General features: G+C 41.4%; 17 protein-coding genes and 1 pseudogene. 14 read left to right on the forward strand and 4 right to left on the reverse strand.

Going from position 1 to position 23,055, the window contains the following annotated elements:
- Window positions 1-72 precede the first annotated feature (72 nt).
- Window positions 73-2,457: a phosphoketolase family protein gene (locus BR73_RS0102910; protein WP_033164332.1), complete on the reverse strand. Its 2,385-nt coding sequence runs from the start codon at window positions 2,455-2,457 to the stop codon at window positions 73-75.
- 755 nt (window positions 2,458-3,212) lie between these two features.
- Here BR73_RS0102910 and BR73_RS0102915 point away from each other — a divergent pair.
- From BR73_RS0102915 to BR73_RS0102945, 7 genes and pseudogenes are all read left to right on the forward strand, one after another.
- Window positions 3,213-4,436 carry an ABC transporter substrate-binding protein gene (locus tag BR73_RS0102915; protein WP_033164333.1) on the forward strand — a complete coding sequence of 408 codons (1,224 nt, stop codon included), beginning with the start codon at window positions 3,213-3,215 and terminating at the stop codon, window positions 4,434-4,436.
- A 167-nt stretch (window positions 4,437-4,603) separates the two neighbouring features.
- Complete coding sequence (locus BR73_RS0102920; protein WP_033164334.1) at window positions 4,604-5,530, forward strand: branched-chain amino acid ABC transporter permease; 927 nt, start codon at window positions 4,604-4,606, stop codon at window positions 5,528-5,530.
- A 9-nt stretch (window positions 5,531-5,539) separates the two neighbouring features.
- Window positions 5,540-6,610, forward strand: a complete 1,071-nt coding sequence (locus BR73_RS0102925; protein ID WP_081848515.1) for a branched-chain amino acid ABC transporter permease — start codon at window positions 5,540-5,542, stop codon at window positions 6,608-6,610.
- A pseudogene (locus BR73_RS0102930) lies at window positions 6,610-7,368 on the forward strand (ABC transporter ATP-binding protein); the annotation flags it as partial. The gene BR73_RS0102925 and the pseudogene BR73_RS0102930, both read left to right, overlap by 1 nt.
- 304 nt (window positions 7,369-7,672) lie before the next feature.
- Window positions 7,673-8,377: an ABC transporter ATP-binding protein gene (locus tag BR73_RS0102935; protein ID WP_033164335.1), complete on the forward strand. Its 705-nt coding sequence runs from the start codon at window positions 7,673-7,675 to the stop codon at window positions 8,375-8,377.
- A 555-nt stretch (window positions 8,378-8,932) separates the two neighbouring features.
- Window positions 8,933-10,213, forward strand: a complete 1,281-nt coding sequence (gene ltrA, locus BR73_RS0102940; RefSeq protein WP_035297454.1) for a group II intron reverse transcriptase/maturase — start codon at window positions 8,933-8,935, stop codon at window positions 10,211-10,213.
- A 247-nt stretch (window positions 10,214-10,460) separates the two neighbouring features.
- Window positions 10,461-11,330, forward strand: coding sequence for a formamidopyrimidine-DNA glycosylase (locus BR73_RS0102945; protein ID WP_051684920.1), 870 nt, complete (start codon window positions 10,461-10,463; stop codon window positions 11,328-11,330).
- Between the two features lie 335 nt (window positions 11,331-11,665).
- On the opposite strand, the gene BR73_RS0102950 is transcribed toward BR73_RS0102945, so the two are convergent.
- A complete protein-coding gene (locus BR73_RS0102950; RefSeq protein ID WP_242860612.1) occupies window positions 11,666-12,463 on the reverse strand; it encodes an SDR family oxidoreductase in 798 nt (265 codons plus the stop codon).
- Between the two features lie 481 nt (window positions 12,464-12,944).
- Here BR73_RS0102950 and BR73_RS0102955 point away from each other — a divergent pair, with 481 nt between their 5' ends.
- The 7 genes from BR73_RS0102955 to BR73_RS0102980 all read left to right on the forward strand — a co-directional run bounded on the left by BR73_RS0102955 (window position 12,945) and on the right by BR73_RS0102980 (window position 19,695).
- Entirely contained in the window at window positions 12,945-14,333 is a 1,389-nt protein-coding gene (locus BR73_RS0102955) for an ABC transporter substrate-binding protein (RefSeq protein WP_033164336.1), read from the forward strand.
- Between the two features lie 140 nt (window positions 14,334-14,473).
- Entirely contained in the window at window positions 14,474-15,361 is an 888-nt protein-coding gene (locus tag BR73_RS0102960) for a sugar ABC transporter permease (RefSeq protein WP_347463078.1), read from the forward strand.
- Window positions 15,361-16,224, forward strand: a complete 864-nt coding sequence (locus tag BR73_RS0102965) for a carbohydrate ABC transporter permease (RefSeq protein ID WP_033164337.1) — start codon at window positions 15,361-15,363, stop codon at window positions 16,222-16,224. The genes BR73_RS0102960 and BR73_RS0102965 overlap by 1 nt, the downstream gene beginning before the upstream one ends.
- A gap of 23 nt (window positions 16,225-16,247) precedes the next feature.
- Window positions 16,248-17,702, forward strand: a complete 1,455-nt coding sequence (gene gtfA, locus BR73_RS0102970) for a sucrose phosphorylase (protein ID WP_033164338.1) — start codon at window positions 16,248-16,250, stop codon at window positions 17,700-17,702.
- A 149-nt stretch (window positions 17,703-17,851) separates the two neighbouring features.
- Complete coding sequence (locus BR73_RS28605; protein ID WP_156034574.1) at window positions 17,852-18,010, forward strand: hypothetical protein; 159 nt, start codon at window positions 17,852-17,854, stop codon at window positions 18,008-18,010.
- 39 nt (window positions 18,011-18,049) lie between these two features.
- Window positions 18,050-19,027, forward strand: a complete 978-nt coding sequence (locus BR73_RS0102975; RefSeq protein ID WP_033167019.1) for a LacI family DNA-binding transcriptional regulator — start codon at window positions 18,050-18,052, stop codon at window positions 19,025-19,027.
- A complete protein-coding gene (locus tag BR73_RS0102980; protein WP_051684921.1) occupies window positions 19,027-19,695 on the forward strand; it encodes a PfkB family carbohydrate kinase in 669 nt (222 codons plus the stop codon). Before BR73_RS0102975 ends, BR73_RS0102980 begins: the two co-directional genes overlap by 1 nt.
- Before the next feature lie 16 nt (window positions 19,696-19,711).
- Here BR73_RS0102980 and BR73_RS0102985 read toward each other — a convergent pair whose 3' ends face one another.
- Together BR73_RS0102985 and BR73_RS27050 are read right to left on the reverse strand one after the other, a co-directional pair.
- Window positions 19,712-21,331, reverse strand: a complete 1,620-nt coding sequence (locus BR73_RS0102985; RefSeq protein WP_033164339.1) for a tetratricopeptide repeat protein — start codon at window positions 21,329-21,331, stop codon at window positions 19,712-19,714.
- 366 nt (window positions 21,332-21,697) lie between these two features.
- Window positions 21,698-22,783, reverse strand: a complete 1,086-nt coding sequence (locus BR73_RS27050; RefSeq protein WP_051684922.1) for a diguanylate cyclase — start codon at window positions 22,781-22,783, stop codon at window positions 21,698-21,700.
- Window positions 22,784-23,055 lie beyond the last annotated feature (272 nt).

The following is a 23,055-nucleotide window of genomic DNA, read 5'->3' on the forward strand; positions in this document are numbered from 1 at the left end:
TGGAATCTTACAAATAGGCAAGAAGCTGCCCCCACATAGGTTAAGGGCAGCTCCTTGTTCCTCTGTATATTCTTAAAAAGGCCATTCCCAGTTCAGGATTTCATCCTTATCAATACCGTAGGTATATGCATACTCAAGATTCTCAATAATAGTGTTCTTCATCTTCTCGCGAACATGAGCACCTTTAGAGCCCAGAGTAGGAATATTATCAATGGCATCGATAACCAGGTTGAAACGGTCGATCTTATTCTGGATAGCAAGTTCCAGAGGAGTGTTTATATTACCTTTCTCATGGTATCCGTGAACCTGGATTCTATGAGGATTGCATCTCTTAAAGCACAGCTTGTAGATTAAGGAGGGGTATCCGTGGAAATTCAGGATAACCGGCTTGTCTTTTGTGAATAAAGAATTGAATTCCTCGTCTGTGAGTCCGTGAGGGTGTTCAGAGGAAGACATAAGTTTCATCAGGTCCACAACATTGATAAATCTGATTTTGATATCCGGGAATTCTTCACGGAGGATGGCAGTTGCAGCCAAGGCTTCCTTGGTAGGAATATCACCGCAGCAGGCCATTACAAGGTCCGGTTCCTCGGTATTATTATCATTGCTTGCCCAATCCCAGATGCCGATACCTTTGGTGCAGTGCTTTACGGCATCATCAATGCTTAAATACTGCATATGCTTCTGTTTATCAGCTACGATAACATTTACATATCCGGTACTTCTTAAGCAGTGATCCATGGTAGATAATAAGCAGTTAACATCCGGCGGAAGATAGATTCGAACGACTTCCGGGCTTTTGTTGGTAACTACGTCTAAGAAACCTGGATCCTGGTGGGAGAAGCCGTTATGATCCTGACGCCAAACTGTTGAGGATAACAGGATGTTCTCAGAAGCAATGGGAGAACGCCATAATATTTCATGTTTGCAGATGTCCAGCCATTTCGCATGCTGATTGAACATGGAATCAATTACATGGGAGAAAGCTTCGTAGGTATGGAAGAAGCCGTGGCGACCGGTCAGGAGATATCCTTCCAGCCAGCCTACCAGTGTATGTTCACTTAACATCTCCATGACTTTACCGTCAACGGTCATTTCGCTGCCGTCCGTGATATCCTCGTCATAATAGTCTGCCATCCAGGCCTTTTTGCTGACGTCATAAACGGCAGTAAGCCTGTTGGAGGAGGTCTCATCGGGACCGAACATACGGAAGTTTTCAGGGTTGTTGCGGAAGATATCTCTTAACAGCTCACCCAGTGGTTTGGTGTTCTCATACTCGGAACAGCCGGGTTTTTCAACCTTAACGCTGTAATTCTTAAAGTCAGGCATACGAAGGTCTTTTCTTAACAGACCGCCGTTGGTAATTGGATTGGCACTCATTCTGCGGTTTCCTTTGGGTGCCAGCTCTTTTAAGTCAGCAATCAGCTTACCTTCTTCATCAAATAAATCTTCCGGATGATAGCTCTTAAGCCAGTCCTCCAGCATTTTTAAATGCTCGGGATTCTCATGGATTCCGGATAAGGGAACCTGATGAGCGCGCCAGAAGCCTTCTACCTTTTGTCCGTCAACCACCTTAGGGCCGGTCCAGCCTTTAGGGGATCTTAAGATGATCATAGGCCATCTGGGTCTGGTTATTTTACCGGTGGTTCGAGCTTCCGTCTGAATAGCCTTGATTTCCAGAATAGCGTTTTCCATCGCTTCTGCCATGGCATTGTGCATAAGAGCAGGATCATCACCCTCAACAAAGTAAGGCTTGTAACCATAGCCTTTGAACAGGCACTCCAGCTCTTCATGGCTGATTCTTGCAAGTAAAGTAGGGTTGGCAATCTTATAACCATTTAAATGAAGAATAGGAAGCACGGCACCGTCTCTTGCAGGGTTCACAAATTTATTGGAATGCCAGGAGGTAGCCAGAGGTCCGGTTTCCGCTTCTCCATCACCGACCACGGCAGCAACGATCAGGTCGGGATTGTCAAAAGCCGCACCGTAAGCATGGGAAAGGCTGTAGCCAAGCTCACCGCCTTCATGTATGGAGCCGGGGGTTTCCGGAGTACAATGGCTTCCAATACCACCGGGGAAAGAGAATTGTTTAAAGAATTTCTTTAAGCCCTCTTCATCTTCACTCTTATCAGGGTAAACTTCGGAATACCCGCCTTCCAGATAGCCGGGTGCAAGAACGCCGGGAGCACCGTGGCCGGGTCCGGCGATGAAAATCATATTTAAATCATATTTATTAATCAGCCGGTTAAGGTGGACATAGGAAAAAGATAATCCGGGACTGGTTCCCCAGTGACCTAACAGTCTGCTCTTTACATGTTCTGCTTTCAGAGGCTGCTTTAATAAGGGATTATCTTTGAGATAAATCATACCGGCTGCAAGATAATTGCAGGCGCTCCAATAAGCATTTATTTTCTTCAGCTCATTGTCGGTTAAATAGGTTTTGGTTTTTTCCGTCATGTTACTCTCCTTTGTGTTATTTTTTTAACAAGCCTGAATACGAGATATACTAGCACATATTTTGAAAATAGGCAAGGTGTTTTGTTAAATTATATTTAAATTAGTTCACTATTAATTAAACTAAAGTGAGAAAATAGTTCATTTAATCCCATTTTAACCGTTATTTTGCAGTTTTTTAGCAAACTAATTGATATAGGCTATTCAGTCTGTTTATCTTCAATTCACTGTTTGAAATGCATAGTTGTTCTATCTGCATTTATAGTATTAAATAGATACGTTTTATGGTATTGGCATTTTTAATTAAATTATACAGGAAGATAATGGTTCCTTATTATATATGCTGAAAATAATGTTAAATACTGTAATTAAAGTCATATAGTTTCATAAGAAAATTATATTAATCCTATAGTATTTATAAATTATTCATACTTTTGAAAAAAGGTATTGAAATTTTTCCCGGTAGATATTATAATCCCTTTATAACAAAGGTGTGCACAAATTTATTGTGTATGCCTTTTTTTGTATTGTTAATATTGCAGTATAAAATACATAGATTACAGCGTGATAATTGTTTAAATTGACCTTGAATATGAAAATGACAGTACACTTAATTGTTATTTCACTATCGTAACAGCGCCATCAGCGCTAGAGTCTGGCAAGCCAGACTCTTTGTTCTTTCCAAGAAATAAGAATTTTGGACGGATTTTATTCTTTCAAAGTTTTTATCATAAAAATTTCTATAGGAGGAAATTTACATGAAGAAAAGGTTATTAGCAGTCATCATGGCTGTTATCATGGTAGCTGCACTTTTATCCGGCTGCGGCACCAAATCAGATTCAACAAGCAGCAACGGGTCTGATTCAGGCAGTGATACACCTGCAGCAACAGAAGCTCCTGATTCATCGGAAGCATCAGGAACGATCAAAATCGGAACCATCTCTCCCAACACAGGAAACTTAGCTGCCTATGGTGAAGCCGTAGTAAACGGCATGAAGCTTGCTGCGGAGGAAATCAACGCAGCCGGTGGTGTTCTCGGACAGCAATTGGAACTGGTATCGCTGGATGATAAAGGTGATTCCACAGAAGGTGCCAATGCTTTTAACAAGCTGGCTGACGATTCCGGGATCAGTGCCGTTATCGGTTCTGTAACCAGTGGTGTAACTACCGGTCTTGCACCTTTGGCAAATGAAGCAAAGATTGTTTTATTAACACCTACAGCGACTGCTGACACGGTAACAGAAGATGACGATTATGTGTTCAGAGCTTGCTTTAAGGATTCCTACCAGGGAAAAATGGCAGCAAAATTCGCTGCAGAAAAATTAGGAGTTAAGAAAGTAGCAGTACTTTACGCTTCCGGTGATGCATATTCCGCAGGTCTTCGTGAAGCCTTCATTGCAGCAGCAAAAGAATTCGGTCTTGAAGTGGTAGCGGAAGAAAGTTCCTCCTCCGTAGATGATACCGAATATTCCTCTCAGCTGACCAACATTGCTAACAGCGGTGCAGAATATCTGTTTGCTCCTTACTACTACAGCTCCGTTGGACCTTACATCGTACCTCAGGCAAGAGCAGCTGGTTTTAGCGGTGTTATCATGGGTGCTGACGGCTTCGACGGAACCATCGGAACCATGGTAGATGATAAGAGCCTGTACAACAACTGCTTCTTTACAAATCACTACTCACCTGATGATACAGCAGATTCCGTTCAGAACTTTGTTAAAGCTTACAGCGACAAATTCGGTGCAGAAAGCCTTAATGCACTTGCAGCTTTGGCATATGACTCCGTTTATATGTTAAAACAGTCTATTGAAAAGGCTGGATCAGCAGACAGAACAGCAATCCGTGATGCTATGAGCGGAATGAGCTTCTCCGGCGTTACCGGAAGCTTTACCCTTGATGTCAGCGGAACACCTGAGAAGTCAGTTGCTATTATTGAATTCAAAGACGGAGCAGCTGTATGGAATAGTACACTTGGTAACTAATCAGCTGAATAATCAATCACCCTGCGGCTTACCGGATGGTAAGCCGTTTTGGGCTTTCGGAGTATAAGTCTTTTGCCTTTCTAAACGTAAAAATAATTCTTTTCTTTTTGCGCTTAGAAAAGAAAAAACTTAATCATAAGTGATTTACTGTAAAGGAGAATACCGTTATGTCAACGGAAGTCGTCATTTTTATTCAACAGGTTATTAATGGATTAAAAATAGGCAGCGTGTATGCATTGGTAGCCCTGGGGTATACCATGGTATATGGCATTATCCGGCTGATTAATTTTGCACATGGGGATTTTATTATGGTAGGCAGCTATACCATGCTGTATTCCATACCGCTGATGGTAGCACTTGGAATGCCTGCCTGGATGGCTGTTATTCTGGCTGTGGCAGTCTGCGGTCTGGTTGGGGTTACTGTAGAAAAAGTAGCATATAAACCTGTACGTAAAAAAGGAAATAACATGTCAGCCCTGATTACGGCCATTGCTATGAGCTTATTCCTGGAGAACTTAGCGCAAACAATCTTTGGTGCGGCACCAAAGCCTATCGGAACAATATTTTCAATTCCGGATTTAAAATTTGATACCATTAAATTTAACGGAAACACCATACTTACCATTACTCTTGGTATTACGGTCATGATTCTGTTACAGCTCTTCGTACAGAAGACCAAAATGGGGAAAGCCATGAGAGCGGTATCGGAGGACGGCCAGGCAGCTATCTTAATGGGTGTTAACAGAAACAGGACCATTACCATAACCTTTGCCATCGGCTCAAGTCTTGCGGCAATAGCCTCCTTAATGTATTGTGCTTCTTATCCCCAGGCAACCCCTACACTGGGAGCCATGCTCGGCCTGAAGGCCTTTGTAGCGGCAGTTCTTGGAGGAATCGGTATCATACCGGGAGCCATGCTTGGCGGTATAGTGGTAGGTCTGGTAGAGAGCCTTACAAAAGCCTATATAGGACAGTTAACAGGAGGAGTTATTACCTCTGCCTTCTCAGATGCCATTGTGTTCGGTATTCTGATAGTAGTATTACTTGTTAAACCTTCCGGTATTCTCGGAAAAAATTTAGGCGAGAAAGTGTAGGTGGAGGGTATGAAAAAAGATCGGATTCGAGCAACTCTAATCAATTTCATAAGCATCTTAGTTCTTTTTGGGATATTGGTTGCATTGTGTTCTACGGGCACATTATCCAATTACATAAAGGGAATTCTGATGGTATGCTGTATTTCAATCATTATGACCTGCTCTCTTAACATAACAGTGGGTTACCTGGGACAGATAGCACTTGGCGACTGCGGGTTTATGGCAATCGGTGCATATACGGGAGCTTTGATCACCAAAGCCATGGAGGCAAGCAATATACTGGTAGGTATTGGTGTTCCGAATACTTTGCGGTTTCTGATTGCAACGTTAGCCGGTGGTATTATTGCAGCTGTTTTTGGTGTTCTGGTAGGTATCCCGGCACTGCGCCTTCGAGGAGATTATCTTGCAATCATCACTCTTGGTTTTGGTGAGATTATCCGTGTTGTTATCCAGAACCTTAAATTTGCCGGCGGTAAAGGTTTCTCAAAGGGGCAGGCAGGTCAGGCACTGATAGGCATAAACCGTATAGCTGATATTTATGTGGTGTTCTGGATTATGGTAATATCCGTTGCCTTGCTTTATACTTTCATCCGCTCCAAATACGGGCGTGCAATAACAGCCATCAGGGATGATGATATAGCCGCCAGTGCCTCCGGTATCAATACAACTTTTTATAAGGTATTGGCATTTACGGTTTCTGCATTTTTCGCAGGAGTAGCGGGAAGTATATTTGCCCATTACATCGGTTCTTTAAATGCGGCTGCTTTTGGATGGTTAAAGTCCACAGAATATGTAATCATGGTAGTCTTCGGCGGAATGGGTTCTATTACCGGTTCCATTATAGCGGCAATTGTCCTTACTGCATTACCCGAAGCATTACGGGAATTCTCCGAGTACCGTATGCTGGCATATTCCGTAGCCTTGATCCTGGTAATGATATTTAAACCTACGGGGTTACTTGGTACTTATGAGTTCTCTTTGTTTAAGCTTATCAAAACGGGAAGAGGTAAGAGAGCAAAAGAGAAGCCTCTGCTTACAGATACTGCAGCGACAAAAGTTGAAGAAAAGGAGGAATCATAATGGGCACTCCTGTACTTGAAGCGAAACATCTGGGCATCGCCTTTGGTGGTCTAAAAGCTGTAGATGATTTTAATATCAGTATCAACGAAGGCGAACTGGTAGGCCTTATCGGACCTAATGGTGCCGGTAAAACTACTGTATTCAATCTGCTGACCGGGGTATACAAACCCACAGAGGGAGCCTTCTTCCTGTGCGGAAAGAAGATGAACGGAAAAAAGATACATCAGGTGGTTCAGGCAGGAATTGCCCGCACCTTTCAGAATATCAGACTCTTTAAGACCATGACGGTTCTTGATAATGTTAAAGTGGCTTTTGGCATGAAGTTCAAATACCGCCTGGGCAGTGCCTTGTTCCGCTATACCACCTTTTGGAAAGAGGAAAAGGATATAGAAGAAAAAGCAATAGATCTGCTTAAAATCTTCGGTCTTGAGGATAAGGCGAATTATATTGCAAGTAATCTTCCTTATGGACAGCAGAGAAAGCTTGAAATTGCCAGAGCTCTAGCTACAGGCATGAAGCTGCTGCTCTTGGATGAACCGGCGGCGGGAATGAATCCGACTGAGACTGCTGAGCTGTTAGCCTGCATCAATGTTATCCGAGAACGATTTGGTATTGCAATTCTATTAATTGAACACGATATGAGTTTGGTTATGAAGATTTGTGAAAGAATCGTTGTAATAGATTATGGCATAACCATTGCTGAGGGACTGCCGGCAGAAATCGCTGCCAATCCCAAGGTTATCATGGCATATCTTGGCGCAGATGACGAAGAGGATGAATTTTTAGATGAAGATGCTGACGGTAAATCAGCCTCAGAGAAAGACGAAGTAAAAGAGACAGAGAAAAACGCAGTAAATGAGACAGAGAACAACACAGTAATCGAGTCAGAGAAAGACGCAGTAATTGAACCAGAGAAAGACACAGTAATTGAGTCGGGGGAAGAGCCGGTCAACATTTCAGAAAATGAGTCAGTAAAGGCATCAGAAAATGAATCCATTTATAGCACAGAGACAGGCCTAAACAATAATCTAGTAAATGAGCAGGGGAAGGAGTAGGTAAAGGATGTTAAAAGTTGAGAATCTTGACGTATCTTATGGTGCCATCCATGCCTTGCATAATATCAGCCTGACGGTAAATGACGGAGAGGTGGTATCATTAATTGGAGCAAATGGTGCCGGAAAGACTACCACTCTTCATGCCATAACCGGTCTTATTGAGAGCTCATCCGGCAGTGTGGAATATGACGGTAAAGACTTACGTAAGACAAGAGCCAGTGACATCATAACTCTTGGAATGGCACACGTGCCGGAAGGGCGCCATGTGTTTACAAGAATGACAGTGCAGGAGAACCTTGAAATGGGAGCCTTCATTCTTAAGGATAACTCCATGGTTAAGAAGAACATGGATATGGTGTATAATTATTTTCCAAGATTAAAGGAACGGCGCAAACAGCTTGCCGGTACTCTCTCCGGCGGTGAACAGCAGATGCTCGCAACCGGCCGTGCCTTGATGAGCAATCCCAGAATTGTACTGATGGATGAGCCGTCCATGGGATTATCCCCCCTTTTAGTAAAGGAAATCTTTAAGATTATCCGCACCCTTCACAATAATGGGATAACAGTTCTATTAGTAGAACAGAATGCGAAGATGGCATTGGCAATTTCTGACAGGGCATACGTCCTTGAGACAGGTTCCATTACCATGAGCGGCAAGGCATCTGATTTATTAAAAGATGAAAATGTGAAGAAAGCATATCTTGGAGCATAGTAGAATTGTCCAGCCTATTTAATATGAATTGATGAGAGCAGATACTTTATGTCAAAAATATAAGGTGTCTGCTCTTTTTGTTTGCCCGCCATGGGCGGGCTCTAATGGGTGAAAGTCCCAAGTGCGCCTAGGCAACGTGGAAGCACATAGCTGAACAACAAGGGTGTCCACCGTGAGGTGGAATCTGAAGGAAGTTGTAGGCAAACTCTTGGTCCGACGGACAGAAATCACATATAAGGCTCTGAAATACGGATAAGTTTGCAAAAGAAGATGAAGTCCAAAAGTTGCTGGAAGTAGGAGTAAATGTGGCGGATAGATGAGAGGAAAGAGCTCGCACCTTAATCGGGGAGGTCTCACAGCGGTATCATTTGCCGAGTAACAACGAACTGTGAGAAGTCAGCATAGTCCGTAGTAGCGAGGAAGTTTCTGTAATGGAAACGGAGCAAAGGGACGAACAATCAATCAGTTGAAGTAGGTTCCGACTTGTAGTAAACACAACATCTGTCGATGACGTCAAAGATGGTGGAAACGAACGGGACAGAAAGGAAACAACGCATGGACACAAATAGTCTAATGGAGCAGATATTAGCCAAAGATAATCTCAATAAGGCGTATCTGCAAGTCATACGAAACAAAGGAGCAGAGGGTGTGGACGGAATGGAGTACACAGAACTTGGTGAATACCTTTTGAAGAATGGCGAAACAATTAAAGAACAATTGCGGACACGAAAGTATAAACCGCAACCAGTAAGGCGTGTAGAGATACCAAAACCAGAAGGAGGAGTCAGGAAACTGGGAGTACCAACAGTAACGGACAGATTTGTTCAACAAGCAGTAGCACAGGTACTCACTCCGATATTCGAGGAACAGTTTCATGACCACAGCTACGGATTCAGACCGAGTCGTTGTGCCCAGCAGGCGGTGCTTACAGCGCTGGAAATGATGAACGATGGGCACAGTTGGATAGTGGACATTGACCTGGAAAAGTTCTTTGACACAGTAAATCATGACAAGCTGATGACAATAATAGGAAGAACAATCAAAGATGGAGATGTTATCTCGATAGTTCGAAAGTTCTTAGTTAGCGGAGTGATTATAGATGATGAATACGAGGATTCTATTGTAGGAACACCTCAAGGTGGAAATATTTCACCACTTTTAGCAAACATCATGTTAAATGAACTGGATAAGGAAATGGAATCAAGAGGATTGGATTTTGTCAGATATGCAGACGACTGTATTATTATGGTCGGAAGCGAACTGGCAGCTAGCAGAGTAATGAAAAGCATTTCAAAGTTCATAGAAGAGAAGCTTGGATTGAAGGTAAATGTTAGCAAGAGCAAGGTGGATAAACCAAAAGGAATAAAGTATCTGGGATTTGGATTTTACTATGACACATTTGCCAAACAGTATAAAGCTAAACCACACGCTAGTTCAGTTGCAAAGTTCAAGGCAAAAATGAAGAAATTTACTTGCCGAAGTTGGGGAGTTAACAATAAGCACAAAATAGAGAAGCTAAATCAGTTGATTCGAGGTTGGATAAATTACTTCAAAATCGGTAGTATGAAGAAACTATGCAAGAATTTTGATGGAACTATTAGATATAGGCTTCGCATGTGCATATGGAAACACTGGAAAACACCAAAGAATAGAGCAAAGAATCTAATAAAACTGGGAATACCTAAATGGGCGGCAAGACGAACCTCTTATGCAAAGGGATTTGCAAGAGTATGTCGAAGTTCAGATATAAGCCAAGCAATAAATAATGAGAGATTAGCCCAGTTTGGACTAATCTCAATGTTGGACTATTACATCGAAAGGTGTGTTACTTGTTAAGTTGATTGAACCGCCGTGTACCGAACGGTACGCACGGTGGTGTGAGAGGTCGAAATTTCTCTGTTAAGAGAAATTTCTCCTACTCGATTGCAATACTTTTATGCTGTTACAGGTTTTACTATACTGAAACTCTTATATATGGTAATATTTAGTTATAGATGTTAAAGGATAGAAATTTATGGGCGGAGAATTATTACTTCACGAATTTTGCAATAAATTAAAGATACTATGAAAGGCAGGAGAAGAAATGTTAGAAATACCGGAAAGCACTACCCTTGCAAGACAGCTGAACGAAACAGTACAAGGAAAAGTTATTAAGTATGTTGAAGCCAACAAATCTCCTCATAAATTTGCCTGGTATTTTGGCGATCCAGGGGAGTATGATACTTTGCTTGGCGGAAAAAAGCTCGGTTTGGCTATTGCCAGAGGCGGAATGGTCGAGGTGCAGGCAGAGGATTGCAGGCTTTTGTTCGGTGATGGAGCTGCACTGAAGTATTTTGAGGATGCGGATAAAGCACCGAATAAAAATCAACTTTATATTGAATTCACAGATAGGACAGCCCTTATAGCTACGATACAAATGTATGGCGGGCTGTGGGCTTATAAAGAAGGGCAGAATGATAATCCCTATTATATTGGTTCCTGTGAGAAGCCATCACCTCTCAGCGACGAATTCACCTATGAGTATTTCAGAGCACTTTATACGGAAGCTTTGGAGAAGAAGTCAGTGAAAGCATTTCTTGCCACAGAGCAGAGAATCCCGGGGATAGGAAACGGTGTAATACAGGATCTGCTATATCAGGCAGGAATCCATCCCAAGAGTAAAATGAATACGCTTACAGAAACTGATATAGAGAAGCTCTATCATACAACCAGGAAAGTACTGACGGAGATGATTGAGGGCGGCGGACGTGATACAGAGAAAGACCTGTTTGGAAATCCAGGCGGCTATATAACTTATATGAGTAAGAACTCCTATGGAGAACCCTGCATAAAATGCGGATATCAGATACGTAAGGAGAACTTCCTTGGGGGTACTATATACTTTTGCGAACATTGTCAGAAGGACAACCTTATTAAAAACAATATGAAAAAACAATATGAAAAAGCAATATGAAAAAGCAATATGAGAAAGCAATATGAAAAAGCAATATGGTAAGCAATATGAGAAAGCAATATGAAAAAACAATATGAGAAAGCAATATGAAAAAGCAATATAGTAAGCAATATGAAAAAAACATTATGATAATAGCATGATAAACTTCAGATTGTCTGAATTGTTGCTTTGTCAAGTTGCAATTTCTTCAGGGGTTGTAGAAATTAGCTGGAGCTAGCTATTCTAAATAAAATAATTATTTTCGAGAAGTGAGTATAGAGTAAAAGGAGTTGCCAAAAATCAGGCAGCTCCTTTATTATGTTAACAGATAGGTTTTAGTATTAATTCCTAAGAACTTAAATTGCCGGCATAACCTTACCGCCGGACACCGGTATATAAGCACCTGTAGTAAAGGCAGCAAGATCAGAAGCAAGAAAGCATACCATGTTGGCGATATCCTGGTCCGTTCCTCTGTGTCCCAGAGGAACAGTCTTATCATATTCCGGCTGCACCTCCTGGCTCTTAGCCCGGTCATTGTCGCTGATTGTCCATCCGGGGGCAACTTGATTAATGGTTACATTATAGGGACCGACTTCTTTGGCAAGACAACGAACGACGCCATCCAATCCGCGCTTACCGGCAACATAAGCAGATTGATAGGGATCAGCCAAAGCGGCGCATTCGGTATTGATAACTACGATTCTGCCGTATTTCTGGTCAATCATATGAGGCACAAAGGCCTTGTTCATATATACGTTATGCATAACGCAGCTTTCAAACTGCGTGTAATAATCAGATACATCCTGTTCCAGAACACTTTTCCACTGATATTGTATAACGGCATTGTTAACGATTATATCCGGTTTGCCAAATTCTTCATATACTTTATCCCTCATGGCATAAATACTCTGTTCCTTGGTTATATCAGCCTGAAAGATTCCGGCTTCCCGTCCCATAGATCTGACCTGTGCAGCCAGTTCCTCTGCTTTTACCTGATTGCTATGATAATGTATGGCAACGTCAGCACCGCATTCTGCAAGAGATAATACGATTCTGCGGCCTAGTTGTCCGGTACCTCCGGTTACAATTGCTCTTTTATTCTCCAGATTAATCTTCATGTAGTTCTTGTATGATGTATTTATTAACAAATACATCAATACTCTCCTTTCTCCTTTACGATTTGCTTCTTTAATAGGTATTGATCTGGTTAACAGCCAGGGAGATCCAATTGCAAGCCTGTTCTCTCCATGGAAAGGTCAGCAGTATTTGGCATAGTTTATAACATAGTATGATAAATATAACTCTCATGTCAAGAGCGTTATCCCTATTGCATGTGAATGTATTTATCTTTCCATGGGAAACTTATAATAACCGATTATCATACAAATAAAGTAAAGGATAGTTATTTCAGTACAGAAATCACTATCTATTTTTGCGAATAGAATAATATTTGAAAAATATTGTACAAATTAGATGCAATAAATTATAATTATTTGCATAAATAGATGAATAATAATATAACAACCGGTTGACATATATTTATGAGAATGCTATAATTCACTTACAACAAAGCGCGAAGTTGTCAGACAGGATAAGGGAAGCAAAGATTACGAAATCAGTATTGGAGGAGAAATTATGAAGGTTAAGAGGATTGTTGCTGTTATGACAGCAACAATAATGATGGCCGGTATACTAACCGGCTGCGGCAGTAATAACGATTCAGTCACCACAGGAAACAAGAACAACAATTCCGGTAATCAAGCTCAAGAGACGGAGCCTGCAACTACAGCACCGGCTACAGAGGCAGGAGAGGTAAAAGACTTATCAGGAACCAAGATATCTTTTTTAAACAGTAAGGGTGAAATTCAGACTGCACTGGAAGAAATGGCTGCTGCCTTTGAAGAAGAAACGGGAGTTGTTGTTGAAATAATTGCCTGTGGTGCCGGAGAATCACCTTACACCAAGATAACCAGTATGTATAATTCCGGAACAGCGCCCACCATGGCCATGCTGGATACTACCGATATTGTTGCATTAGCGAAAGAGCATGCACTGGACTTATCCGAGGAGTTATGGGTAAGCCAGTGTGAGAATCAGCTGACCAGGATTGATGATAAAGTGTACAGTTTTCCTTTCTGTGTGGAGGGAAGAGGCTTGATCTATAATAAGAAAGCCATAGAAGACACTCTTGGAACAGGCTTTGACCCCGGTTCGGTCAACTCTTATGATGCCTTGAAGAAGCTTCTTGAAGAACTGCGTGCAGGCGGTATGGAGAACCCGGTGGTAATCTCCAAGGAGGATTGGTCTCTTGGTGCACATCAGCTTGGATTTATTTATGATACCTATAACGGCACTACAAAGGGCAGCCAGGAACTGATCGGAAAATTAAAGGATGGCAGCTTAAAGGTAGAGGATTATGAAAGATACAATCAATTTATTGATACCATGAATTTACTGTTGGACTACAATATCAATGGAAAAGATCCTCTGGGAGCACTTTATGAGCAAGATCCAATTTTTCTGGCTGACGGGGAAGCTGCAATTTGGGCAAACGGCTCCTGGGCATGGCCCAACATAACGGAGGCAGGTGCATCCTCAGAAGACCAATACGGTTTTATCCCTTTTGTATTAGGCAATGATACCACGGATTTTGCAAATAATGCCATTCAGGCGTCCGCAAGCAAGCAGGTAATGATAGACTCGACCAAAGCTACGGAAAATGAGGTTGCAGCAGCAAAAGAGTTCATAAACTGGCTGGTATTTAATGAACAGGGACAGAAGATGCTGGTGGAAACGGCAGCTATAATACCTGCCTGCACCAATAATACTTATGAAGCCCTCGATCCTCTGGGTAAAGATATTCAGACCAGATTGGCGAAAGAAGAGACCTACTCTTCTTCCTACATTGCCCCTTCCGACCACTGGAGCGTCCTGGGCACCGCAATGCAGAAATATATTGCCGGAAAGAGCAGCAAGGAAGAACTGGCTGCATCTATTGATAATTACTGGACATCACAGAAATAAAGCACTAACAGCAGAAGCATAATTTTGGCTGAAAGGGGGCTGGTGCTTTGGCAGCAGCCTCCTAATAGCCTGATAACATGCCAATTTTATTTGTTTACCGGTAAGCAAGCGGGATTCCGGAGAAAGAAAGGACTGTAATAATGGGAACCATGGGAAGAAAACCATTAGAAAAATTGAAAAATCTATGTATATTTGCTTTGCCGGGATGTCTGGTGTTTACCGCAGTGGTAATTGTTCCATTTATATATGGATTCTATCTCACGCTAACAGATTGGGACGGAGTCAGCAAACATAAGAACTTGATAGGTTTTTCAAATTATTTCGAGGTATTTAAAGATGTGAACTTCTGGTCTTCTATGGCACTTACACTAAAATATGTGCTGGCTTCACTGATATTGGTAAATGTGATAGCGTTTCTTCTGGCTTATGCTCTGACAAATGGCATGAAAGGCCAGAATTTCTTCCGTACGGGTTTTTTTACTCCGAATCTTATCGGAGGAGTGGTTTTGGGTTTTATCTGGCAGTTTATATTTTCCAGGGTAATAGTCAGTTTTGGACAAAAGACAGGTGCAGAGCTTTTCTCCGCTTCTTTTTTATCTGATCCCGGCAAAGCCTTCTGGGCTATGGTCATTGTAACTGTTTGGCAATTATCCGGCTATATGATGCTGATCTATATTGCCGGTTTCACAGGTTTGTCCTCCGATGTTTTGGAGGCAGCCAGTATAGATGGAGCTACAGGGGTACAGAAATTAAAGAGCATTATCCTGCCCTTAATGGTACCTTCCTTTGTAATCTGTGTGTTCCTTACTCTGTCCCGTGCTTTTATGGTATACGATGTCAATCTTACTCTGACTGGCGGAGAACCTTATGGTTCAACCAGACTGGTGGCAATGCATGTATACGAAAAGGCCTTCACTTCCAGAAATTATGGTGTAGGGCAGGCAGAAGCCCTGATTCTATTCCTTGTAGTTGCCATTATCAGTGGAGTCCAGATTTATATCGGGAAAAAGAAGGAGGTTGAGGCATAATGGACACAGTTTCTAACATTGGCGGAACCAGGCGTAAGGTGTTAAAGATAACGGGGTTTTTGACCGTAATGATATGTTTTCTTCTGTATATGATACCTTTTGCACTGATTTTTTTGAACTCTTTTAAAAGGAAAAGAGATATTATAACCGGTCCTTTTTCCTTTGTCACAAAAATGGGTTATACCACGGATAACTACTCAGAAGCTTTTGAAAAAATGAACTTTATGAAGGTCTTTGGCAACTCCCTTTTTATAACGGGGTTAAGTACCCTTTTGGTTATATTGCTTTCCTCCATGGTAGGATATTATTTTACCCGGGCGAAAAATCTGTTTTCCAAGATATTTTTTTCCTTGATGGCAGCTTCTATGATAATTCCTTTTCAGGCCATAATGATTCCGCTGGTATCTATTTACGGTTCATATCTGAATGTTCTGAATAACAGGCTTACACTGGTATTTATGCATACCGGTTTTGCTATGAGCATGTCGGTATTTATCTATCAGGGCTTTATCAAGAGCAGTATTCCCATCTCCCTGGAGGAGGCGGCTTATCTGGATGGCTGTACCAAGCTGCAGACCTTCCTCCGGGTAGTGTTTCCACTGCTTAAACCTACGACTTCAACCCTGGTAATACTTAATGTACTGGCTTTTTGGAATGATTATTTGCTGCCGTCACTGGTACTGGGAAGAAAGCAGTTGTTTACCCTGCCTTTGTCTACCTATGCCTTTTACGGCACCTACTCGGCTAATTTCGGAGTAATAATGGCAGCACTGGTATTAACCGTAGCACCCGTCCTTATCCTTCATCTGTTCCTGCAAAAGCAGATTATAAGTGGAGTCATTGCCGGAGCGGTTAAATTATAAGATAGGACGAAAGAGAGGATAAAATGAAAAAAATTGAAAATAAATGTATGCTTATTACGTATTCAGATTCCCTGGGGAAGGACTTAAAGGAGCTTAAGGAGGTTTTGGATCTATATTTTTCCAAAGCGGTTGGGGGAGTACATATCCTGCCTTTTTTCCCTTCTTCCGGTGACAGGGGCTTCGCACCCATGGATTATCATAAGGTAGATTCGGCCTTTGGAGACTGGACAGATATCGAGAAGCTTTCACAAAGATATTATCTGATGTTTGATTATATGATCAACCACATTTCTGCCCAAAGTGAATACTACAAAGATTTTTTGAAAAAGAAGGAAGCTTCCCCGTATTGGGAGATGTTTATCCGGTATAAGGATTTCTGGGAGCAGGGAGAACCCACCCCTGAACAGATTGATAAGATATATAAGAGAAAGCCCAGAGCTCCTTATGTGGATGCGGTATTTGAAGATGGAACCACTGAAAAGGTATGGTGTACCTTTGACTCGGAACAGATTGACATTAACTGTAAGACAGAAGTTTCCAAGAAATTTATACGCGATAACCTGACGACCCTGTGCAACCACGGTGCGGCTGTTATTCGTCTGGATGCCTTTGCTTATGCAACCAAGAAAGCAGATACATCCTGCTTTTTTGTGGAACCGGAGGTTTGGGAGTTCCTTAAGGAATGTGAGGAGATAATACGTCCCTATCAGGCAGAGATACTGCCGGAAATCCATGAGCATTATACCATGCAATTAAAAATTGCAAGAGAGGGCTATTATGTATATGACTTTGCCCTGCCATTCCTGATGATAAATGCCCTTTATTACGGTAAATCCGAGTATCTTAAGCATTGGCTTGCTATTTGCCCCAGGAGACAATTTACCACTCTTGATACCCATGACGGAATCGGTGTGGTTGATGTGAAAGATCTGCTTCCGGAAGAAGAAATTGAGAATACCAAAGAGGATATCTTCCGTTGGGGTGCCAATGTGAAGAAAATCTATAATACAGCGGCTTACAACAATCTGGATATCTATCAGATTAACTGCTCTTATTATTCTGCCCTGGGCAATGACGATGATGCTTATTTACTGGCAAGAGCCGTACAGATTTTTGCGCCGGGAATTCCACAGATTTATTATGTCGGACTTTTGGCCGGAAAAAATGATCTGAAATTATTGGAGGAGACCAAAGAAGGAAGAAATATAAACCGGCATTATTATACATTGGAGGAGGTTGCGCAGGAAGTGGAAAGACCGGTGGTAAAAAACTTGATTAAACTGATGGAATTCCGTAACAGCCATCTTTCTTTTGAAGGAGATATAGAGCTGCCGGACTGCGGGAACAATGAACTTCATATTATTCGAAGGTATAATGAGCACACGGCGGAGCTGATTGCAGATTTTGAAGCAAGATGCTTTACCATTATGTATTCTCATAATGGAATTATGAAAGAACTTGGTATGGATTATGATTAAAATCGTTAATTGTTCAAAGAAGTATCTCTATCTGCCCATTGAAAGGTAAAGTGAAGAAAAATGCCTGGAGATATTTTCTGTGGAAGAGGACGGCAGGGAAATAAAGATAATGGAGTTTATGATACCTCAGGAAATGGAGGAAAAAGAAGTTGACAGATTTTACATTTTTATTGGATGATGTTATCTTTGAAGTAACGGCAAATCATGATATAATTTTAGGTATATTTGAATTAACGGTACCTGTGACATCCATTTCCGCAAAACCGGAACAATTTAAAGAGTACCGGGTATATCAGCTTGAAGGGTAACGGCAGGTTGCTTTAAGATAATGAATGGAGGATATGGAATTGGCAACATTAAAGGATGTGGCAAAGGAAACCGGACTGACCGTAAGTACGATCTCAAGGGTTCTGAATAACAGAGGTTATATTAGCGAGGAAACCAGGCAGAATGTATATGATGCCATGAAAAGGCTGAACTATCAGCCCAATGAAGTAGCACGTTCCCTGTCCAAGAAATCGACGAATACCATAGGTGTTATAGTACCTCATATCAGACACCCTTATTTTGCTGAATTAATAAGTAATCTGGAGAACCAGGCATATTTGCATAAATATAAGATTCTATTGTTTAATTCCAAGGAGAAGGATGAGAAAGAAAGAGAATATCTGGAGATGTGCACCAGCAACCGTGTGTCAGGCGTTATCCTTTGCAGTGGTACGGTAGCGGTAGGGGAATTCAGCAGGCTGAATATTCCGCTGGTAACCATTGAGCGCTATCTGGAGAATGGAACAGCCTCCATTGAATGTGATAATCTGCAGGGAGGAAGGCTGGCTGCTAAACATCTGATTGAATCCGGGTGTAAACATCTGATTCATTTCAGTGGTGTCAGTGAGAGGTCTATGCCTGCAGATGCCAGAGGCGAAGGCTTTCGGGAGGTGTGCAGCTTCTCTGGTATTGATTTTAAAGAGGTCACGACCAGTGAATTACAGTATAATAATCTGGAATACCATGATTTTATTGAAAATATCCTCAAGGAGAACCCTGATACTGACGGGATCTTTGCCAGTAGTGATCTGATTGCTGCCCAGGTCATACAAGTCTGTGCAAAAATGAAAATCTCCATACCGGAACATTTAAAAATCGTAGGTTTTGATGATGTTTACCTTGCTTCTCTGACCACCCCCCGGATAACCACAATCCATCAGCCTGTCAGGGAGATGGCACAGATGGCAATTGAGCTGGTAATTGCGGCAGGGGAAGGTAAGCTGGTACCAAACAGAACAATGCTGCCAGTTTCTTTGATAAAAAGGGAGACGACCTGATGCCATTCTATCGAAACCCTGGAGCAGATATGATGCTTACGGAGAAAGAAATAGATGAAACCCTGCTTGCCGATACCAGAATCTTTCATTTTGGAACACTCTCCATGACCCATGAACCGGTAAGAAGAGCAACAAAACGGGCAGTTAAAGTGGCAAAAGCACAGGGAGCGTTGATTTCCTTTGATCCCAATCTCAGGGAACCTTTATGGGATTCTTTAAAGACAGCCAGAGAACAGGTAAGCTTTGGATTAGAACACTGTGATATCTTAAAAATCTCCGACAATGAAATTATATGGTTTACCGGGGAGGAAGACTTGGCCGCAGGGATTAAAAAGCTCCAAAAAGCTTATCCGCTTCCACTGATACTCTTATCTATGGGAGGAAAGGGAAGCCGTACTTATTGTGGAACAGAATATGCAGAAGTGCCGGCTTTTCTTCAAGAAAAACCTTTGGATACCACCGGAGCCGGTGATACCTTTTTAGGCTGCTGCCTTCATTATGTATTGGAAAATGGAATGCAGCAGCTCAACAAAGAAAGACTTAAGGAGATGCTGATAACTGCTAATGGGGCAGCATCCATCATTACGGGCAGGAAGGGTGCTTTACGGGTAATGCCGACTATTTCTGAATTGGAGGAATTCTTAAAATCAAAAAGATATGGCTGTTAGGGCGGTAACTCTATTATCAGGATTGACTTATTATGCCTATCAATTCCTTGCTTTCTTCAAAGCCGGGATTTAAAAGCAGTGATTTCTCCGCATACATCAGAGCTTTTGAAAACTCCTGCAGATTGTAATAACAGAAAGCGATTTCATAATAAAGGGCGTCCTCTTCACCATAGAATTCGATGGAGGATTCAAAAAGTGTTATTGCATCCTCGTCACAACCAAAATAACTTAATAACGAACCCAGGCAATAGAATAGATTCCCGTCATCACCAATGGGGAAATAATTTTCCCAAACGTGATATATGGCAGTAATCAGTTCCTCCCTGGGGAAATCTTCTTCTTTCTCAATTCGTTCCAGAAAGGTCTGATAGAATTCCAGGAAGGTTCTTGCATCCCAGTGGGTAAATCTTAAAAAGGTCAGTAATTCTTTTGAGGTAAGGGATTTATTCTTTGGTACCAGTGCCTTTTTCAATACATAGAAGTCATCCGGGCCGATACTTTCTATAATCTCCTGAAAGACCAGGGTAGTTTCAAGAAAATTGTGGGTGCGTTTACTCAGCAGAAATAAGGACGTGGTTACACTTTCATGTTCATAAATGCTGTGAATTGCACTTCCGCCAAGGCTGTCAAAATATAATTCCATAGCGTGAAAATTAACCGTCAGGGAGATGGAACCATGTTTTGATAAAAAAGGATGGTAGTTTTTCTCCATAGATAATAAATTACGATATCCTTTATCTGAGGAGATTAGTACGAGGTCGTCCTGAAACAGCCTTCTTAACCGGCTGATACATTGAAAAGCAACAATAGGAAGGGAAAAGGCACTATCCTCCAGGCAGTCTTTATAGTATAGAAGTATTTCATTTACATTGCCTGTGTCATAATATCCGCTGCCAGAGACCAATTTATCAGTATAGGAATAATCCAAGCCCGCCAGAATGGAGTTATCTTTTGCATCAACCGGTTCTTCTCTTTCAGTGATTGTAACCAGACCTTCATATAGTTCACCTTTCGAGACATAAAATGTATCCTGGGGGAGACTGTCAAAAGTATAATTGGCAAATAAGATAAGGGGATTTTTAACCTGTCCGGGTCTAAGAACCTTGCCGCTGTACCTTAAATGCAGTTCTTCATCTTCTGCCATATTAAAAGTTGCAGCATCTAATACCCCCTCTTCGAAAAAGGGTTTTAAATAGCTGTGCTTCAGCCAGTATTCAACGTTTCTTTCCGCCAGATCCGTAATAAGGTACTTGAATGACAGTCCCTTTAGAGAGGAATTTTCAAGCATGTGAAGAAAATGCTTCAGAAAAGAGTAAGTAAAACGTCCTACTCCTGCTGCCAGCTCCATAATATAAATTGTTGTATTTCTATCAAAAGCTTCACTGGAAGCAATATCCCGGCAGTATCCGAATGCAGTTTTTGCATATAAACTGGCTATATAGGGATTGGTGGTTATATATTGCGGTACGATTCCTTTTCTCCAGGCTTCCGGTCCCTGGCTGGCATAGAAGTCTTTTTGCAGTTTCCATACCATGGATTGGGACAGGGGTTTTTCTGCTTCTAATATCTTACCTGTATTTGCTGTACTTTGGGTATTTAGTCTTTTTATATGATAGTTCTTATTGAGTTTGTTCAAGGCAATTCTCCTGTACTATTTTATAAGGCTCGTTCGTCTTCAGGTTACTTCAGACAACAGAGGCAGCCGGTAATTCCGTTGATCAGACACAGCCGGTAATCATCGAACACAGCCGGTAATCATCAAAATAGCCAGAAATCATCAGACACAGCCGGTAATCATCGAACACAGCCGGTAATCATCAGACACAGCCGGTAATCATCAGACACAGCCGGTAATCATCAGACACAGCCGGTAATCATCAGACACAGCCGGTAATCATCGAACACAGCCGGTAATCATCAGACACAGCCGGTAATCATCAAACGCAGCTGGTAATCATCAGACACAGCCAGAACAAAATAAGAAAGGCTGCGGCTTAATGGCTTATAAGGTTTCGTTATTTAATTTTGCTACTAATTCTGTACGTGATTTTACTTCTGTTTTGATAAAAAGTGAAGAGATATGCTTCTTTACTGTAGATAATCCAATATAAAGGGCATCCGCTATTTCGGTATTTGACATACCCTTTAAAAGAAGTAATGCAATTTCCTTTTCTCGATAGGTTAATGAATACTTCTGCGTTAGTTTTTGTGGCCGGGTATCGTTTCTTTCTAACTTGTTTTCCACTTTGATCATTTCTTTGGCATTTTCGATAAACTGCTCCGGCGTAATCAGCTTGTCCTTTAATATATGATAACCAACGCCTACTTCAATTTTAACAGGAATATCATTGGAGGAGAAATCCAGACCGTTAATCCGTTCATAAATATAATTGCATATTCGCCCTACCTGGTTCTCGTTAATTCCATACATAAGAAGAATAAACCGGACTCCGCGGTAAGTGGATATCCAGTCTTTTTCGCGGCGGGGTAGTCCCTTTAGCGCCTTAGACACCTCTTTGATAACCTGATTACCAACTAAATATCCATGGGTGTTATTGATGTAATCCATATCCTTTATTTTTATGATAAAAAGGGAAACATTGACGTTTTCCCTATAGGAAATGGCGATGTCATGAGGAAGTCTTTCAAAGATAAACTGGTCATTGTATAAGCTCGTCAGGGCATTCTTAACGATCGATAGATTTTGCTTACGGATTAATTTAATAATGTCATCGAATTTTTGATCATTCTCAAGGTAATCAGAGGAGACATTCTGCATTAATTCCAGTACTACATTATAATTTCGCAATGGTACTGCCGTCATAATATAAATGTTTGTTTCATTGTATTCTATCTTTGTATATATTTTATTCTGATTGTAGGCCCTCATTGAGATGCAGTTTTCACAGACTTTATTGTTCTGCCAGAAATCATAGCAGTTATCGTTTACCTTTAAAAGATTACCGGAATCTTTCATTATTTTGTATACTTTTTTTTCGATTGGATTAACCAAACGAATACTCTCATACAAATTTTCTATGAAATTAAAATCCAAAATCATTTTTTCAATCGAATTAAGATTTTCCATATTACTCCCATCCATGCGCTTTAGCACACGTACAATTCAGATAGTATCCTATCCCAGCAGAGCCTTGTCACACATACAACTCAGGGGGGTATATTACAAGGTTTTCTATATTCTATGCTCCATTGCAGGCAGAATCTGATAACGGATATGACACTGCCATAAATCTAGGTGCCAATTATACTCTTTTCAATAGTTCATTTATTGCTATTTTGTAAAACAAATTACAGTATATGGTAACAAAAGTATACTTTTGACCCATAACGTTTTATCTG

This window comes from Clostridium sp. KNHs205, from assembly GCF_000702945.1.
Classification (GTDB): Bacteria; Bacillota; Clostridia; order Lachnospirales; family Lachnospiraceae; genus Anaerocolumna.

Excerpts from the sequence above, each read along its gene's own strand:
- BR73_RS0102980 (WP_051684921.1), top strand. The coding sequence starts at position 19,027 with ATGCCATTCTATCGAAACCCTGGAGCAGATATGATGCTTACGGAGAAA.
- BR73_RS0102925 (WP_081848515.1), top strand. The coding sequence starts at position 5,540 with ATGAAAAAAGATCGGATTCGAGCAACTCTAATCAATTTCATAAGCATC.
- BR73_RS0102965 (WP_033164337.1), top strand. The coding sequence starts at position 15,361 with ATGGACACAGTTTCTAACATTGGCGGAACCAGGCGTAAGGTGTTAAAG.
- BR73_RS0102950 (WP_242860612.1), bottom strand. The coding sequence starts at position 12,463 with ATGTATTTGTTAATAAATACATCATACAAGAACTACATGAAGATTAAT.
- BR73_RS0102935 (WP_033164335.1), top strand. The coding sequence starts at position 7,673 with ATGTTAAAAGTTGAGAATCTTGACGTATCTTATGGTGCCATCCATGCC.
- gtfA (WP_033164338.1), top strand. The coding sequence starts at position 16,248 with ATGAAAAAAATTGAAAATAAATGTATGCTTATTACGTATTCAGATTCC.
- BR73_RS0102915 (WP_033164333.1), top strand. The coding sequence starts at position 3,213 with ATGAAGAAAAGGTTATTAGCAGTCATCATGGCTGTTATCATGGTAGCT.
- BR73_RS0102945 (WP_051684920.1), top strand. The coding sequence starts at position 10,461 with ATGTTAGAAATACCGGAAAGCACTACCCTTGCAAGACAGCTGAACGAA.
- ltrA (WP_035297454.1), top strand. The coding sequence starts at position 8,933 with ATGGACACAAATAGTCTAATGGAGCAGATATTAGCCAAAGATAATCTC.
- BR73_RS27050 (WP_051684922.1), bottom strand. The coding sequence starts at position 22,783 with ATGGAAAATCTTAATTCGATTGAAAAAATGATTTTGGATTTTAATTTC.
- BR73_RS0102910 (WP_033164332.1), bottom strand. The coding sequence starts at position 2,457 with ATGACGGAAAAAACCAAAACCTATTTAACCGACAATGAGCTGAAGAAA.
- BR73_RS0102920 (WP_033164334.1), top strand. The coding sequence starts at position 4,604 with ATGTCAACGGAAGTCGTCATTTTTATTCAACAGGTTATTAATGGATTA.
- BR73_RS0102955 (WP_033164336.1), top strand. The coding sequence starts at position 12,945 with ATGAAGGTTAAGAGGATTGTTGCTGTTATGACAGCAACAATAATGATG.
- BR73_RS0102960 (WP_347463078.1), top strand. The coding sequence starts at position 14,474 with ATGGGAACCATGGGAAGAAAACCATTAGAAAAATTGAAAAATCTATGT.